The following is a 15,908-nucleotide window of genomic DNA, read 5'->3' on the forward strand; positions in this document are numbered from 1 at the left end:
TAGGGGGTAGTGATAATCAAGCGATCGCTTCGAACTTGATGATGGCGTCGTTGTAGTCGTAGTCAGAGTTGCGATCGTATTGATCTTCAAATCCCACGGTGTAGTCACCAAGGATGCGGGTGTGGGTTGATTCTCCGATCAGATCGTGCCCCAGTGCGAAGATACCCCCTTCTTCTGTGAGGAGAACAGGTGCGAAGTAGCCTGTTTCTTCTACGGTCCAAGTGAATTCGCGCTGGGAATAGGGATTCAGTGTTTTTGAGCCGAATTGCGTACCGCTTTGCTCCTGGCCAAAAGTGCTGATCAAGAGATCATTCATTTCTGCGCTGTCGATGGCGCTGCCGAGGTAGCTGGCCTCGCCCGTGATTGGATCTCGGTCGATTTTGATGATGGAGAAGCGATTGGTCATGGCGGCAATCGCATTTACGGCAATGTTGAGACGCGTCCCCTCTGCAAATGAGAAGAAAGTATCGTCAGAACTGTCGCGCGTTGTGTCGTCATCGCTGACGGATTCCTTGCCATCAATGACCGGAGCAAAGCTTGCGGTCGCTGAGAAAAGACTGTCACCATTATTGAGTCCCAAAAGCTGATAGCCGTTATCCACCTCCTGTAGCTGAATGGAGCCCTTGATGGGATCAGACGAGCTTTTCGTTTGCATCTCAAACTCGAGCGAGTCACCCGCATTCATTATCAAGGCTTGTGGCCCGTTGTCGTATTCAAAGGGAGCTTCTTCATCGGATCCACCCAAGGAGCCGCTGTAGATACGCTGACCGTCTGCTGTGAGTTTGTAGATATCGATCAAGCTCAGATAGTCGGTATCGACTTGATCCAGATCAATCTGGACCAAGTGATTCAAGCCTTCATCGGAAGCAAAGGTGAGTTGCCCCTGCTCATTGGTTTCCAGATTCATCACGTTCATGGCTGAGAGCAGGTGAACGTATCCGCCCTGATTGATGATGCCTTCTCGTGTGGCTTGATAGATATTCTCGTAGAGGTTGAAGAAGCTTGGATCGTAGGGACCTGGGCCCGAGCTCAGGTTGTAACTCGTGAAAATATTAAGTTCGCCTTTCTGCTTTTCTTTGATAGTAAAATAGGGATTGTCAATGGTTTCGACGTCGAGCTTATAATAGGCAAGGTAGGTGGCTTTTTCTTTCTCATCCTTCCATTTATCACTGTTGTCCCATTGCCAGACGGGCTTTTCTCCCTGCCATGCGGATTGATCGAAGATGTAGGGGAAAGCGGCTGGTGTGTTGAATGGGGCGAAGTCTCGTATTTGACTGTCGGATTGCCAGGAGGCGAGAGATCCTTCTCCGCCAAACAGCTTGGCCAGGTCTATCGGCACAGTGAAATCGTTGTCGAGACCCGTAACTTCTTTGGGGATGATCCCCGGGTCGGTATTGTTGACAAAAAAGGTCAGGTCAAAGGCTTGGTTAACCCCATGTTCGCTTTGAATTTCGCTAACGATAGTGGCAACCGTGGTGTTATCAACGTAGCCACCGTCGATGAAGCGATAGTTTTGTGCGTTGGTCAGGTCAGTGAGGTTGTTGAAGGTTTCTGGGTTTTCATAGCGGGCGACCCCTCCTGAGAGACTCACGGGAACGGCTAAATTTGACAATTCCCTGCTAATTGTTGAAGAGAACCCCGTGACAATCGGTTTTAGAGTTGCATCGTAAATGCCGTCTAGGACGCCATTGAGCCCATTGATTACGGGGTCTCGAAGAAATTTGGGAATCCAAGACAGGAGATTTCCTGTTGTGGAGTTTAGTTGAGACTTGATGCTCTCGGGGTCAAGTTCGACGCCCAGCTTGTCTCTAATTAGCCTGTTAAACGAGTTGATGGAAGAAATGTCGCCCGCGAAAGCTCCCGACAGGGTGGCTGCCTCTATGATAGAGAGATTGAGATTGAGTTCATTGCTAAGAGCTGCGCTCTCGGAACTGGTTTGGTTGCCAAGAAAATTAAATCGATTAAATTGTTGCTCGAAGCTTCCACTCAGGGACTTGAATTGATTGGTTGGATTAACTCCGCCTCCGATCACCATGCTCATGGGCGTGATCAGCTGTCCTTCGCGAAGCTCCGGGTTGTTTAGCGTGGCGCTTGTTGTGTAGTGCCGAATAAGATTTCCGAACGAGGAAACGCTTGTGTTATTAATGGCTCCAGGAAGAATCAGTTGAAGGTTTGTAGCCCATGGATTGCGGTTGATTTCGTTGAACCCTCTGGACATGAGGGTGCTCATTCCGTAGGGGGAATAGGCGGTATTTTTGACGAGGTCGAGCCAGTTGAAATTGTTTTGTGAGGCAAGATATAGAAGCGTCGGGTAAAGACCATATGCGTTCCATGCTGTTTGTAGGGCCTGGATGGACCCAAGGTTGTCGACGATGAGATCGACAACACCATTGTTGATTGTGGTGACGATGTCGGCAATGATGTCACTCTTTCTGAGGAACAGTCCTGCTGCATTGGCTGGAATGGCGACGAGAGGATTGCTGTTTAGCGCTTGATAGAGAGATGTTGACCTGACATTTTTATTGAGTTCTTCTTTAAGGATTCTTTTGATCAGCTCGGCGGCTTCTGTGGCATTCGGCTGGAAAATCTGCCGTTGCTGGCCCATATAGCCCGTGGTGAACCAGTCGTCGGCTTGGTTGGCCAGGGCGTCGGCGAAGCCGGGCGAGTAGCTGAGCATGGTGAGAAACCAGCTACCACCCGAGTTGCCTGCCGCCCCATTGAAGTTGTTGAGCAGCAGTCCAAAATCGCCATCGGCTGCGCCTCGTTCGCGCGCCATCTGCAGCGCTGCGCTCATCATTCCCGACGACACCGTATGGGTGTTCCATCCGCCACCGGAGAAGCCGAGATAGCGCAGGGGAGTGGCCATGTACAGCGTTGTTAATGCGTTTTCTGCATCACATTTTAGGATGCGCTCGAAGGTGCCGATCAATAGATCGGATGTCTTGGCCTGGTCTCATTCCGGGGCTGTCGACGTCCAGTGCCCTTGGCATGATTTCAGCGTGGTGACGCCCGCTTCCTCGCATGTCTCGGCTCTTGTCCCTGTTGGGACGCCCCCTCCCGCGCTCGGCGGCAGCCGATGAGCGTCTGCCCAATGTGCAGGCCCTGCCGATTCTCTCGTCGGATGCGCTCTCCTCGGTGGCCTATGCCACAGAAGCGGCCCTGGGGGTGTTGATTCTCGGGGGCAGTGCCGCTCTGGGGCTGTCGGTGCCGATCACCCTGGCGATCATCGCCTTGATCGCGATCGTGGTGTTGTCGTATCGCCAGGCGATTGCGGCGTACCCAAATGGCGGCGGCTCCTATGTGGTGGCACGCGACAACCTGGGCCGCAATGTGGGCCTGGTGGCTGCCGCCGCTCTGTTGATCGACTACACGCTCACGGCTGCGGTGAGCCTGATGGCCGGCACCCAGGCGCTCTCCTCTTTGGTGCCGGAGCTGTTGCCCCATGAGGTGTCGCTGTCGCTGCTTTTGTTGGCGCTGGTGGGCTGGGCGAATCTCCGCGGGGTGAAGGAGGCCGGGCGCGTGTTTGCGATCCCCACCTATGCCTTCGTGGTGATGGTGGTGCTCCTCACCTTGGCGGGCCTCAAAGACCTCACCTTCCATCACGGTTGGGCGCCGGACGCCCCGCCGCTCGTGCAGGGGCTGGAGCCGATCGGCCTGTTTCTGATCCTGCGCGCCTTCAGTTCGGGGTGTTCGGCGATGACCGGCATCGAGGCGATCGCTAATGGCGTGAAGGTGTTCAAGGAACCCGCCCCCGCCAATGCCCGCAAGACGCTGCTGGTGATGGGGGTGCTGCTGTCGGCGATGTTTCTGGCGGTGAGTGGGATGGGGTTCATGTATGGCATCGCCCCCAACCCCCACGTCACCGTGCTGGCGCAGATCGGCATGCGGGTGTTTGGTGAAAACAGCGTGCTGCTCTGGGCCCTGCAGATCACCACCCTGTTGATCCTGGTGCTGGCCGCCAACACGGCGTTTGCTGGCTTTCCTCGCCTGGCCGCCATGCTGGCGGAAGATCGCTGCCTGCCGCGCCAGATGAGCTGGCTGGGTGATCGGCTGGTGTATCAGAACGGCATCGGCGTGCTGCTCGCCTTCACCGCCGTGATCATCCTGATCTGCCGGGGTGACACCACCGTGGCGGTGAATCTCTATGCCCTCGGGGTGTTCACCGCCTTCACCCTTTCCCAGCTGGGCTTGGTGCGGCGCTGGTGGCTGCTCAAGGGGGAGGGATGGCAAGGGCGGATGTGGATGAACGCTCTCGGCGCTCTGGCCACCTTTCTGGTGTTGGTGGTGATTGTGGTGAGCAAGTTTGAGGAGGGGGCCTGGACGGTGGTGATCGCGATCCCTCTTCTGGTGGCGGGATTGGCGCGGATCCGTCGCCGCTATCGCCAGGTGTATGCAGCGATTGCTCCCAGCGCCACCATGGAGCCGCTCTGCTGCCCGCCGCGAGCGACCGCGATGGGCCATCACTGCATCGTCTGGATCGCCGGCCTCACCATGCCGTCGTTTGAAGCGGTGCGGTATGCCTGTTCCTTCGCCGACTCGGTCACGGCCGTGATGGTGCTGGAGGAGGCGGATGAGGCTGGCTTGATCAGCGCGGAATGGGATCGCTTGGTTGGAACGCAGACGGGCAATCTTGAGTTCAAGCTGCTCGACAGCCCGTTCAGTTCGCTTTTGGATCCGTTCTGTGACTATGTGGAACAGGAGGAGAAGCAGCACCCGGAACGCACCACCACGGTGGTGATGCCGATGGCGATTCCGCGCGATCGGCTCGATATGACCCTGCTCAATCAACGCGCCCTCAACCTGTTCCGGGCTCTGTCGACCGACGGCAGCCGGGTGTTTTCGATCGTGCGCTACTACGTGGAGGAACCCGCCTGACGCTTCAGTGCCTGATCCCAGGGATCGTCTGCTCAGTTCCTACGACTACCAGCTTCCCGAGGAGCGCATTGCCCAGGCGCCGGTGGAGCCGCGCCATGCGGCCCGGTTGTTGATGGTGCCGCCGGTTGATGCGCCCGTGGAGGAGGCGCGGCACCGGCAGGTGTGGGATTGGCAGAACGCACTCCAGCCCAAGGATCTGCTCGTGGTGAATGACACCCGGGTGCTGCGGGCGAGGCTACGGGTGCGCCGCAGTGGTGGGGGAATGGCGGAGCTTTTGGTGCTGGAGCCCCGCGGTGAGGGGCAATGGCTCTGTTTGGCCAAGCCGGGCAAGAAGCTCAATCCCGGTGATCAGGTGTGGCTCGAGGCCCAGGTGCAGGAGCCGCTGCCGTTGCAGGTGCTCGCCAGCGATGCGGCCAGCGGCGGTCGCATCGTGCAATTCCCCCCCGGCTGTGAAGACGCGATCGCGATCGAAGCGCTGCTGGAGCGCTACGGGGAGGTGCCGTTGCCTCCCTACATCGATCGCCATGACGCCAGCGACCAGGAGCGTTATCAAACCCGTTATGCCGCCCGCCCCGGAGCCGTGGCGGCTCCCACCGCCGGCCTGCATCTCAGTGATGAGCTGCTGGAGGCCCTGCGCGGTCGTGGCATTGCGCTGGCCACCGTGACCCTGCACGTGGGGTTGGGCACGTTCCGTCCTGTTGAAACGGAAGATCTCTCTGAGCTATCGCTGCACAGCGAATGGGTGGAGGTGTCGCCAGCCTTGGTGGAGGCCGTGGCGGCCTGCCGGGCGAGAGGGGGGCGGGTGATCGCCGTTGGAACGACCAGTGTGCGGGCTTTGGAGGGGGCTGCGGCGGCAGGGGGCGGCTCGCTCATTCCGATCCGGCAGCCAGTGGATCTGGTGATCCAGCCCGGCTATCGCTTTGCGGTGGTGCAGGGGCTGCTCACCAACTTCCACCTGCCGAAAAGTTCACTGCTGCTGCTGGTGAGTGCCCTGATCGGCCGGGAACGGCTGCTGCAGCTGTATGACGCTGCGATCGAACAGCGCTATCGCTTCTACTCCTATGGCGATGCCATGTGGATTGATCCGGGGGCGGTGCTGCCGGACGCCCGCCCCCCCCAAGGCACCTGAGGGATTGCTGCTCAGACCGCCAGCTCAGACGGCGACAGGCTGCTCGATGATGCCGGTGGGCACATCCGCGAACATCACCGAGGAGAGATAGCGCTCGGCCAGGTCGGGCAGCACCACCACGATCGTTTTGCCGGCGTAGGCGTCCTGCTGGGCGAGGCGGATGGCGGCTGCAGCGGCAGCACCACAGGAGATGCCCACCAGCAGACCTTCTTCTTTGGCGAGGCGAAGGGCCATTGCAATCGATTCCTCGTTGGTGACCTGCTCCACCTTGTCGACCACGGAGAGATCGAGGTTCTTGGGAATGAAGCCGGCGCCGATGCCCTGGATTTTGTGGGGACCAGGCTTCACCTCTTCCCCATTGAGGGTCTGGGTGATCACGGGGCTGTGGGCCGGTTCCACCGCCACGGATTCGATCGCCTTGCCGGCCTGGTTCTTGATGTAGCGCGACACGCCGGTGATCGTGCCGCCGGTGCCGACACCGGCCACGAGCACATCGATGGCGCCGTCGCAGTCGTTCCAGATTTCAGGACCGGTGGTTTTCTCGTGAATCTCGGGGTTGGCGGGGTTCTCGAACTGACCGGGCATGAAGTACTTGGCCGGATCGCTCTCGGCGATCTGCTTGGCCTTGGCGATCGCGCCCGGCATGCCCTTGGCGGCTTCGGTGAGCACGATCTCGGCGCCAAGCACCGCCATCACGCGGCGACGCTCGATCGACATCGACTCCGGCATGGTGAGTACGAGTTTGTAACCCCGGGCTGCAGCGGTGAAGGCCAGGGCGATGCCGGTGTTGCCGGAGGTGGGCTCAACGATCGTTTTGCCTTCGCTGAGCACGCCGCGTTTCTCGGCGTCCCAAATCATGTTGGCGCCGATCCGGCACTTGACGCTGTAGGCGGGGTTCCGGCCCTCAACCTTGGCGAGCACGGTGGCTTTGCAACCCTTGGTCACGTGGTTGAGGCGAACCAGGGGGGTGTTGCCGATGGCCTGGCTGTTATCGGCGTAAACGCGAGACATGGTGGGAAAACGCAGGTGCCCAATCGCGTCAGTGTAGAGAGTTCCCCGCGGGATCTGGCCCGCTGTTAAGGCCTTGTTCAGACTTGTGCGTTACTGGTGATCTCAGGCTGCAAGGGCCGAGTGGAAACGGCTCCAGAGCTCATCGGGATCCTCCAACCCCACCGACACCCGCAGCAGGTGGGAGGGCACGCCGCAGCGTTCGGCCCAGCTCAGCTCGTCGTAGTGGGCGAGCAGCACATAGGGGCAACAGAGCGTGAAGCTGGTGCCGAGGCTGGGGCCCTTGCACACCGCCAGGGCGTCGTAGACCCGCTCGGCCCTGTCGCGGCCGCCTTTCAGCTCAAACGACAGCAGGCAGCCGTGCCCGGGGGCGATACAGCCGTGCCCGGGGGCGATACAGCCGTGCCTGGAAGTGGGTCGCATCAGGGCGCGAAAGTTGGGGCAGCCCGCTGGATGGAACACGCGGGCCACCGCCGGGTGCTGTGCCAACCGCTCCGCCAGCTCCAGAGTGTGGCGGTTGAGCCGAGGCAGGCGGTCCTCCAGATCGCGGCTGCCCTCTTCGAGGGCGATGGCGTCGGCATCGGCCAGGGGTGCCAGCGCTCCGGCGTTCGGATCGTCGCCATCTCCCCCCGCCCGCAGCCAGCGCGATTCGGGGTTCACGATCAGGCTGCCCGCCAGCACATCCCCCCGGCCGGCAAAGCTCTTGGTGAGGGAGCTGAACACCAGATCGGCATAGGGCAGGGCATTGATGTTCAGTCCGGAGCCGATCGTGTCATCGGCGATCACCGGGATGGCACGGGCGTGGGCGAGCGCGGCGATGGCGGCAAGGTCGACGCAGCGCAGCAGGGGATTGCTCGGCAGTTCCACCACCACCGCCATCGGTTGCAGGCGATCCAGCGCTGCCTCCACCGCCGAGGGCGAGGGGTCGAGGAGCAGTTCACTGCCGTGAAACAGCACCTGGGGCTGCTTGAGCACATCCACATAGGGAAAGCCGATCTGCAGGGTGGGGCGCCCAGGGCGCAGGGCGCAGACCCGGCGCAGAGCCTGATGCAGCGCCGCCATACCGGAGGGATGGAGGCTGATGGCTGCGGTAGGGCAGCCGTAGATCCGCGCCAGGCGTTCGATCACCATGCGCTTGGCGGAGACTCCCACCTTCGGGGTTGGGGCGCTCTCCCGGCCCAGGGCGATGGCGGCCAGCCGCGAGGAGGCGCCGAGACCGGCGTGCTGCCAGAAGGCTTTTGCTGCCGCCGTGCTGGTCTGATCCGCGATCAGGCAAGGTAATTCATGCACGATGGCGATCGAGGTGTGGGTCTCGGGTGCCGTGCGGCGGCAGTGGGTCTGGGCGGCGCGGGCGGCGGCTTCGGTGGGATAAGGCCAAGCGCTGGTCGCGTCCGGAGTGTTGGCTGCGTCCAGGGCGCAGCGAGCCAGCTCCTCCACGAGGGGATGGAAGCCGAAGCGGGGATAGATCGCGCGCAGGGCGTCACGGCAGGCGGGATCCTTTTCCTCGTAAGCGATCACATCACGCCAGCGGGGCAGGGCTACCGACACGGCATGCACGGCGTTGGGCAGCGGATGGCCCAGGTCGGCGGCCTGCCAGCAGGGGTCGCGCAGCAGATCGCGCCCGCTCATGGCAACAGGCTGAGGGCCTGATCAAGATCGTCGATCAGATCCGCTGTGTCTTCGCATCCCACCGACAGGCGCACCAGCCCATCGCTGATGCCGAGCTTCTCCTTCACGTCCGCCGACACAGCTGCGTGGGTCATGGTGGCGGGGTGGCAGATCAGGCTCTCCACGCCCCCCAGGCTCTCGGCCATGGTGAACCAGCGCAGGGCCTTGCAGACCGCGTAGGCCTGCTCGCGGCTGGCGTTGATGTTGATGGTCACGATCGCGCCACCGCCCTGCATCTGTCGCTGGGCCACCGCGTGCTGCGGATGGTCGGCGCGATGGGGATAGCGCACCCAGGTCACGGCGGGATGGGCCGCCAGGTGGTCGGCGATGGCGGCCGCGCTGGCCATTTGCTGGCGCAGGCGCAGCGGCAGGGTTTTGATGCCGCGGGTAATCAGCCAGCAATCAAACGGCGAGGGCATCAGGCCCAGGGCCTTCTGGGCGAACACCATCTTCTGATGCCAGGCGGGATCGTCGGTGCAGACCGCTCCACCGAGGGCATCGGAATGGCCGTTGATGTATTTGGTGGTGCTCGTGAGCGAGAGGGTGGCCCCCAACGCCAGGGGGCGCTGCACCAGTGCCGTGGCGAAGGTGTTGTCGACCACGAGCGGGATTCCCGCCTCCTGGGCTGCGGCACCCACAGCAGCGAGGTCGATCACCTTGAGCAGGGGGTTGGTGGGACTCTCCAGCCACACCATGGCGGGCTGACGGGTTGCGATCGCCGTCAGAGCTGAGAGATCGGTGAAATCCACCCACTCCGTGCGCACACCAAACTTGGCAAACACCTGCTCAAACAGGCGCACGGTGCAGCCGTAGAGGTTCTCCTCGCAGAGCACCAGATCGCCTTGGCGCAGGGTGGAGGCGATCGCAGTGATCGCACTCACGCCGGAGCCGAACACCGTGGCGTGGGCACACTGCTCCACTGAAGCCAGCACCGCCTCGAGGATGCGGAAGTTGGGGTTGCCGGAGCGCGTGTAATCAAAGCCGCCAGGGTTGCCGTGGGCAAAGGTGGAGGTGGCGTAGATCGGCGGCATCACCGTGCCGGTGCCTTCGGCGTAGCTGTCGCCGTGATGGATGGCCCGGGTGGCGATCGCCGGCTTCTGCACGCTGTAGAGGAAAGGCTCAATGGCCAGCCTACGCAGGCGGCTGGGTCACTTCTGGCGTTCGTCGATCAATTGAATGGCGTCGGCCCCCTTGTTCTCACAGGCCTCGGCAATCGCCTGCCTGCAGAAATAATTGAGGCTCATGTCTTCTGCCATGCACAACAGCCTGGCGCGCTGATAGAGCGACATGGAGACCTCGATGGTAATTCTTTTTGTGGATCGACGATCTTTTCCGCCATTTGTAGGGCTGGAGCTGATCATGGCTGCTGATCGAAGACGTGCGCAAGTATGCACTGCTGCGATTTCGTTTTCAAGCAAATGCAGTTTTTGGAAGCGCAATCAACTGCTGAACTGCTGAACTGCTGAACTGCTGAACTGCTGAACTGCTGAACTGCTGAACTGCTGAGCGGAATCCTGTTTTCTTGATGTGTGTAGCCTGCCGGACGTATTGAATCGCAGTTGCCATGAAAGGCCGATTGGGTGCAGTAGTCGGCTTGCTAGCTTGGTTTGTGACTGCTGCCACGGCGCCTGTTGTTGTTGTCGCCAAGGAATTTCGGTTGGCGAGTTCTGACGTTTCTCGTGCAGCAACTCTTCAGGAGGATGCCTATATCATCGGGCCTGGTGATGTGCTTGACCTGAGGCTCTTCGATGCACCTGAGCTCTCCGGTCAGCTTGAAGTTCTTAGTGATGGGACCGTTCCTTTGCCATTGATTGGAAGTGTTCGAGTGAGTGGCTTGACGCTTCAGCAGGCAACGGGTTGGTTTCAAGAGTTGCTCTCAAAGCAGCTGATACGCCCTCAATTGCAGCTTCTTGTTTCGAAGCCCCGGCCGATTCGAGTGGCCCTTGTGGGCGAGGTGGAAAGGCCGGGAATCTATTCGATGTCTCTCAATGAGACGGCGCAAACCGAAGGTGGGCCAGCCACTCGGCTCACTGGCCTTCCAACCGTTGTGGATGCCATTCAGAAGGCTGGGGGAATTACTCAATTGGCTGATTTGCGAACCGTGCTTTTGCGGCGGCGATTGCCTGGCGATCAGCTTCTGTATAAGCAAGCAAAGCTTGATCTCCTGGCTTTGGTGCTTGAGGGCGTTCAATCTCAAAATCCATATTTATTCGATGGTGATACGCTTATTCTTAAGCCTGCGGAGGAGGTCCCTGAGGAGGCTGTTGAATTGGCTTCTGTTAACCTTTCTCCTCAGGTGATTCAGGTGAATGTGATTGGTGAGGTGGAGACACCGGGGTTGTTACGGTTGCAGGCAAATACTCCTCTTGTGCAGGCCATTTTGGCTGCTGGTGGGCCCAAGGCCTGGAGGGCTAGTAAGGGGAATGTGGAACTGGTTCGTATCAATCGGAATGGCTCGGCTACCTTGAAAGAATTCGAGATAGACTTGAACCAAGGAGCTTCAAATCAAAAAAATCCTCCCTTGCGCGATGGTGATACTGTCAGGGTGAAGAGAAGTGCGCTTGCGAGAACGAGTGACGCCATTAATGCGATCAGTCAGCCAGTGAGTGGTTTGGTGACGATCTGGAGTTTGTTTAGGCTTATCAATACGACTTCAAATTGAGGTTGATGGATTCACTGTTCGCGATCTGTTGCAGCAAGGCCAGCTGTCCGGGTAGTGGATTGGTGCCTGGGTGTACCTGCATCAGGTAGTCGAGAGCTTGGGCGGGTTTGAGCTTGTGACGTTGAACAAGCCAGCTGAGGCAGACCAGCGGTGAGCGTTCCATCGCGGCGACGCAGTGCACGAACACGGCACCATGCTCGTGCTGGAGCATGGCCAGCAGTTCCAGGGCCGTCAACAGCTCAGCGGTTTCGGGCAGACGGCCGGAACGGTGATCGGGCAGCACAAGTCGTTCACAAGCGAAGCGCTCGACCAGGCCTTCAGGAGGTGGAGCCTCTGCATGGCTGCAGAGGCTGAGCACTGCTCGCACGCCGGCATTCTCCAGGCGAGTGAGATGCCGCTCGGCGCGGGGAGCGGGGCCGATGGCCAGCTCATTCACCAACACCCAGTTGATCCGGAAGCGCTGCGGCACCGTCATCAGCTATCCAGCCAGCGCATCACGGCTCGACCGCGTTGCCGCAGCGCCGCCGACCAATGCTGGGAACCGGCCTCGGCTTGGTCTGGTTGCCCTGGGGCCACGCTGGTGTTGGCAGATGGCGCCTCGCTGCCTTCGGGGTCGGCGTAGTGGGCATAGGCGGCTGAGGTGTCATACGCCGCGTAGCCATAACCTCCGTATCCGTATCCATACTTGCCATAGCCGTATTGCCCGTAGCCGTAGCCATAGGCGCTGGCTTGCTTGCCGGCTTTGATGGCATTGGTGACGATGCCCAGCAGGGGGGCGCCGCTGGAACGGATCCGTGCCACCGATTCCTTGGGAAGACCGCGGTCGACGCGGTCGAGACTGACCAGCAGCATCAGGCCATCGCAGTGTTCTGCGACCAGGGCGGCATCGGCCAGGCCGAGTACGGGTGGAGTGTCAAATACCACCAGGTCGAACTCACCACCGTTGGCCAGCTCCTGCACCAGGGAGTGCATGCGCTGAGAACTGAGCAGACGGGTGGGATCGGGCGGCCGGCGTCCGGCGGTGATCAGGCTCCATTGGTCATAGCCGGGCACGGTCTGCACCACATCGCGCCAATGGAAGCCATCGTCGGCAAGCAGGTTGGAGAGGCCACTCAGGTTGTTAAGCCCCAGGCGGGTGTGCATCTGCGGCTTGCGCAGATCGGCGTCGATCAGCAGCACCCGCTGCCCCATTTCCGAGAGGGTTTTGGCCAGCAGCACGTTCACCAGCGACTTGCCTTCCGCTGGCAGGGAGCTGGTGAGAGCAATGGCGCGCAGGGGGCGGTCGCTATTGAGGAAGCGAATCGAGGTGAACAGGTTGCGAAAGGCCTCCTGGTAGAAGAAACGCTGGTAGCGCTGTTCGCGGCGGTCGTCGGCATCACCGCCGCTCACGGATTGGTCCAGTTCCTGGAGAAGGAAGCGCTTGTCTTCCCGCACTCCCTGGAAAAACGACACGTGGGGGATGTGGCCCAGCAGGGGAAGACCCAAGTCATCTTTGACTTCGCCGGGGTGATGAAAGACGTGATCCAAACGATCGCGCAGCAATCCGGCGCCGGCACCGGCCACAAGACCCAACACGGCTCCGAGGGCCAGATTGCGGGGGACCGACGGTTGGATGGGATCCGGATTGATCTTCGGTGGGTCAATCACGCGCCAGGGCACGCTGCGCTGGGCGATCTCGAGCTGGAAGTTTTCGCGGGCACTCACCAGGCCGGCGAGATTGTCCTGCGCAATCTTGAGGCGGGTCTGCAGAGCTTCATATTGTTTGATCAGGGCCGGTTGGCGCAGGAACTGCACATTCAGTTGTCGCTCCTGAGCCTGGGCCGTTGCGAGGCGTCCGGCATTGAGGCTGAGGGCGGCATCGACTGCCTCCAGTTGGTTCTGGCGCAGCAAGGGCTGGAGCTGGTTGAGGCGGGCCTCGAGGCTGAGCACCATCGAGGAGTTGGGGTTGTATTTGGCACGCGCTTCAGCGAGTTCGGTTTCCACCTTGAGCAGCTGTTGGAGCAGGCTCTGATCGGCATCGCTCACCGACAGCCCCTGGGCTGATTGACCGCCGCCGCCGGAGCCAGTGCTGATCGCCTCCTGGAAGCCGCGGGCGCTGAGGGTGCCGGCGGCAATTTCAGCGCGCACGCGTTGAAGCCGGCTGCGCTCGGCCTCCAGGCCGAGGATCTCGGTGGCCACCGCAGTTTCCCGATCCTTGAGGGCGCCGCCTTCGGCGGTGGGCTCCAGCAGGGAGTGCTGGCGGCGGAACGCTGCCAGCTCGTTCTGGATCGCTTCGGTTTTCTGCTGCAGCGCCGGAGCCTGTTTGTTCAGGAAGTCAATGCCGTCGGCCAGGCGCTGCTGGCGCTGTTGCAGGGCGGCCTGGAGATAGGCGGTGCTTATCGCTTGGAGCAACACCTCGTCTTGCTCGGGGTCTCGGCCGGTGAGGCTCACATTCAGTACCCCATCAGCTTCTTTGCGCTTGGCGCCACCGGTGGAAATTTCGATGCGGCTCGCCAGAGCGTTTTCTGCCAGATCAAAGCGTTTGGCAATCGGGGCAAGCAGCAGCGGGCTCTGCAACACCTCGATCAGGGTGGGAATGTCGTTCTGGGTGGTGTTGCGGGCCAGTTGTTCAAACATCGTGCCGCTGGCGGCAAAGGCAGCATTTCTGCCATTGCCGCCTTCGTTGCTGATCGGGTCGGTGATCAGCAGCGCAAAGGAGCCCTGGTAAACAGGGCGGAAAATGCGCTGGTAAGCGGTGACCATGCCCGCGAGTGCAACGACTGCGGCAGCGGTGACGCCCACCAGTTTTTTGCGTCGTTTGAGGGCGCGCCAGAGTTCGCGCAGGTCAATTTCATCGTCGGCTGCAGCGGGTCCAGCCGCCACCGAGGTGCCCAGATCACGCACCTGCACGGTCTGGATGCCCTGAACGGCCAGATTTGGGCTGTGGCCTGCTCTGGGGATCAGGTTCGACACGATGTGGCTGTCAGCGTAGAGATTGAAAATTTGCTTCCGAAATCAATCTTTTGAGGAAAGCAAAAAGATCGGGTTAGTTTTAATTTGGTGTTTCCTTGCTAATCACTTTAACGCAGGTGGTGTAAATGTCGCGGTTTAACTGTGGTTGCGCAGGACCTTTTTCTTGCTCATTTGCAGTCGCAGGATGCTGCTGTACCAGGCATTTGGTTTCCTGTAGGGGGTTCCGGGGGCTTGAGCTCTGGTCTGATCGCTTTTGCAGATCCTGAAGTGTTGGAAATGATCAAAGCGCGCCCACAAAAAAGCCCCCGCCGGAGCGAGGGCCATGGATGCAGCGGAACGCTGCTTGGGAGCACTGGGCTCAGACTTTTCTGGAGTAGTACTCCACCACCAGCAGTTCGTTGATCTCCAGAGCGACCCACTCCCGCTCGCAGCGGCCAATCACCTTGGCGCTGAGCTTGGTTTTGTCGAGTTCGAGGTGGGGCGGCACGTTGGCGAGGCCAGGGAATTCCAGGTTGCCTTCGGCCAGTTTCTTGCTGCCCTTGCGCTCGCGGATGGTGATCACATCGCCGGCCTTGCACTGGTAGCTGGCGATGTCGGTGACGCGACCGTTCACGGCCACATGGCCATGATTCACCAGTTGCCGCGCACCGGGAACGGTGGGACCGAAGCCGAGTCGGAAACAGACGTTGTCGAGACGGTTCTCGAGCAGTTTGAGCAGGTTGGTTCCGGTGGAACCCTCCTGGGCGCGCGCTTTCTTCACGTAGCGCACAAGCTGACGTTCGGAAACGCCGTAGTTGAAGCGAAGCTTCTGCTTTTCTTCGAGACGGATCGCGTATTCAGAGCGCTTGCGACGGGCCTGGCCGTGCTGACCGGGGGGATAGGACCGCTTTGCGGCCTTCCGGGTGAGACCGGGGAGGTCTCCCAAGCGCCGCGTGATCCTCAGGCGAGGGCCGCGGTAACGAGACATAGAGACAGGATGGGATGGAGCTTCCGCGCCGCTGACCCGTCATGCTGGGCAAGAGGCCCAGGTTGCGGCTCCGCATGCGCGAATCCACCACTCTATCCGGCGGCTTTCCCGCCCAGATCAATCGCCTCATCAGCGGCCTGCTGCTGGCGCTGATCGGTGTCTACCGGCGCTGGTTCTCTCCCTTGCTCGGCCCCCGTTGCCGCTTCATCCCGAGCTGCAGCGCCTATGGCCTGGAGGCGATCCAGCGCCATGGCCCCTGGCGCGGCGGATGGCTCACCCTGCGTCGGCTCAGCCGTTGCCATCCCTTCACACCCTGTGGCTGTGACCCCGTCCCCGACTGAGCCCCTTGCCCTGACCCTCTACAGCCGCCAGGGTTGTTGCCTGTGTGAGGGCCTGGAGCAGCGCTTGCGAGAGCTTGCGCTTCACACCCTGAAGCCGCCGCTGCAGTTGCAGGTGATCAACATCGATGCAGCCGGAGTCGATCCCGCCCTCAAGGCCCGCTACGACCTGGAGGTGCCGGTGCTGGCGCTTGCCGCCGGTGCGTTGCCCCGGGTGTCACCACGGCTGTCGGGCGAGGGTCTGTTCCGCTGGTTGCAACGGGCTTGCGCCACCAGGCTCGGATCGGATTAGAACGACTCCACCTGAGC

The 15,908-nt window shown here is 60.8% G+C and carries 14 protein-coding genes; 5 read left to right on the forward strand and 9 right to left on the reverse strand.

Going from position 1 to position 15,908, the window contains the following annotated elements:
- Positions 1-16: 16 nt before the first annotated feature.
- Positions 17-2,866, reverse strand: coding sequence for a DUF4114 domain-containing protein (locus SynRS9909_RS03300; protein WP_038000809.1), 2,850 nt, complete (start codon positions 2,864-2,866; stop codon positions 17-19).
- A 155-nt stretch (positions 2,867-3,021) separates the two neighbouring features.
- On the opposite strand from SynRS9909_RS03300, the gene SynRS9909_RS03305 reads away from it, so the two are divergent.
- Both SynRS9909_RS03305 and queA read left to right on the forward strand, forming a co-directional pair.
- Positions 3,022-4,875, forward strand: a complete 1,854-nt coding sequence (locus tag SynRS9909_RS03305; RefSeq protein ID WP_007100488.1) for an APC family permease — start codon at positions 3,022-3,024, stop codon at positions 4,873-4,875.
- A 7-nt stretch (positions 4,876-4,882) separates the two neighbouring features.
- On the forward strand, positions 4,883-6,004 hold the full coding sequence (queA, locus tag SynRS9909_RS03310) for a tRNA preQ1(34) S-adenosylmethionine ribosyltransferase-isomerase QueA (protein ID WP_007100487.1): 1,122 nt from the start codon (positions 4,883-4,885) through the stop codon (positions 6,002-6,004).
- 24 nt (positions 6,005-6,028) lie between these two features.
- Here the strand turns inward: queA and cysK are convergent, their stop codons facing one another.
- From cysK to SynRS9909_RS03335, 5 genes are all read right to left on the reverse strand, one after another.
- Positions 6,029-7,015, reverse strand: coding sequence for a cysteine synthase A (gene cysK / locus SynRS9909_RS03315; protein ID WP_007100486.1), 987 nt, complete (start codon positions 7,013-7,015; stop codon positions 6,029-6,031).
- A 102-nt stretch (positions 7,016-7,117) separates the two neighbouring features.
- Positions 7,118-8,641, reverse strand: coding sequence for a PLP-dependent transferase (locus SynRS9909_RS03320; protein ID WP_007100485.1), 1,524 nt, complete (start codon positions 8,639-8,641; stop codon positions 7,118-7,120).
- Complete coding sequence (locus tag SynRS9909_RS03325; protein ID WP_007100484.1) at positions 8,638-9,783, reverse strand: PLP-dependent aspartate aminotransferase family protein; 1,146 nt, start codon at positions 9,781-9,783, stop codon at positions 8,638-8,640. The genes SynRS9909_RS03320 and SynRS9909_RS03325 overlap by 4 nt, the downstream gene beginning before the upstream one ends.
- A 45-nt stretch (positions 9,784-9,828) precedes the next feature.
- Positions 9,829-10,041, reverse strand: coding sequence for a hypothetical protein (locus tag SynRS9909_RS03330; protein WP_162858294.1), 213 nt, complete (start codon positions 10,039-10,041; stop codon positions 9,829-9,831).
- 49 nt (positions 10,042-10,090) lie between these two features.
- Positions 10,091-10,246: a hypothetical protein gene (locus SynRS9909_RS03335; protein WP_186593784.1), complete on the reverse strand. Its 156-nt coding sequence runs from the start codon at positions 10,244-10,246 to the stop codon at positions 10,091-10,093.
- Here SynRS9909_RS03335 and SynRS9909_RS03340 point away from each other — a divergent pair.
- The gene (locus SynRS9909_RS03340) at positions 10,245-11,342 is read left to right on the forward strand and encodes an SLBB domain-containing protein (protein ID WP_186593785.1); all 1,098 of its coding nucleotides are present in this window, start codon (positions 10,245-10,247) and stop codon (positions 11,340-11,342) included. The two genes, SynRS9909_RS03335 and SynRS9909_RS03340, sit on opposite strands and share 2 nt — an antisense overlap.
- Here the strand turns inward: SynRS9909_RS03340 and SynRS9909_RS03345 are convergent.
- The 3 genes from SynRS9909_RS03345 to rpsD all read right to left on the reverse strand — a co-directional run bounded on the left by SynRS9909_RS03345 (position 11,323) and on the right by rpsD (position 15,261).
- Complete coding sequence (locus SynRS9909_RS03345; protein ID WP_007100482.1) at positions 11,323-11,817, reverse strand: dual specificity protein phosphatase family protein; 495 nt, start codon at positions 11,815-11,817, stop codon at positions 11,323-11,325. The genes SynRS9909_RS03340 and SynRS9909_RS03345 overlap by 20 nt on opposite strands.
- Complete coding sequence (locus SynRS9909_RS03350; RefSeq protein ID WP_007100481.1) at positions 11,817-14,294, reverse strand: polysaccharide biosynthesis tyrosine autokinase; 2,478 nt, start codon at positions 14,292-14,294, stop codon at positions 11,817-11,819. The genes SynRS9909_RS03345 and SynRS9909_RS03350 overlap by 1 nt, the downstream gene beginning before the upstream one ends.
- 358 nt (positions 14,295-14,652) lie before the next feature.
- Positions 14,653-15,261 carry a 30S ribosomal protein S4 gene (gene rpsD / locus SynRS9909_RS03355; RefSeq protein ID WP_007100480.1) on the reverse strand — a complete coding sequence of 203 codons (609 nt, stop codon included), beginning with the start codon at positions 15,259-15,261 and terminating at the stop codon, positions 14,653-14,655.
- A 74-nt stretch (positions 15,262-15,335) separates the two neighbouring features.
- On the opposite strand from rpsD, the gene yidD reads away from it, so the two are divergent.
- Both yidD and SynRS9909_RS03365 read left to right on the forward strand, forming a co-directional pair.
- Complete coding sequence (gene yidD / locus SynRS9909_RS03360) at positions 15,336-15,602, forward strand: membrane protein insertion efficiency factor YidD (RefSeq protein WP_038000806.1); 267 nt, start codon at positions 15,336-15,338, stop codon at positions 15,600-15,602.
- Positions 15,583-15,891, forward strand: coding sequence for a glutaredoxin family protein (locus tag SynRS9909_RS03365; RefSeq protein ID WP_038000804.1), 309 nt, complete (start codon positions 15,583-15,585; stop codon positions 15,889-15,891). Before yidD ends, SynRS9909_RS03365 begins: the two co-directional genes overlap by 20 nt.
- The last annotated feature ends 17 nt before the right edge of the window (positions 15,892-15,908 follow it).

This window comes from Synechococcus sp. RS9909 (assembly GCF_014279595.1).
Lineage (GTDB): Bacteria > Cyanobacteriota > Cyanobacteriia > PCC-6307 > Cyanobiaceae > Synechococcus_C.